General features: G+C 58.4%; 2 pseudogenes. Both read right to left on the reverse strand.

What is annotated here, in order from left to right:
• Positions 1-151, reverse strand: a pseudogene (locus tag GR212_RS36675) (S-(hydroxymethyl)glutathione dehydrogenase); the annotation flags it as partial.
• Positions 152-201: 50 nt separating this feature from the next.
• Positions 202-411: pseudogene (locus tag GR212_RS36680) on the reverse strand (sugar phosphate isomerase/epimerase); the annotation flags it as partial.

Below are 411 nucleotides of genomic sequence, written 5' to 3' on the forward strand. Positions count from 1 at the left end.
CGGCGCCCGACAGCGTGAAATCGTCGGTGTGGCAGATGCCCGTCGCCTTCACCTCGATCAGCACTTCGCCGGCCTTCGGCCCCTCAAGCTGAACCGTCATCACCTCAAGCGGCTTGCCGGCAGCGACTGCAACGGCTGCTCTTACGTCCATGGAAATCTCTTCAAAATCAATGGTATATCGATAATATCTCGGTCGATTTGTTAGCCAAATGTCTTCGCCCACAAATCGCGTATCTCCTGCCGCATAAGCATGGATTCGTCCCACCGGTCGGTGGTGTCTTCGCCATCCCTTCCCGTGATCGCATAGGGTTTCGGCCCCAGCTCGCAGGTAAAGGCGAGTGTGGCGTCTTTGCCTGCGCGCTTCCGCCAGCTCTTGAAGCCGTAGTCCCACCAGCCGAGGAAGAGGTCGAC

It is taken from the genome of Martinezella lusitana, from assembly GCF_010668395.1.
Taxonomy (GTDB): Bacteria; Pseudomonadota; Alphaproteobacteria; order Rhizobiales; family Rhizobiaceae; genus Rhizobium; species Rhizobium lusitanum_A.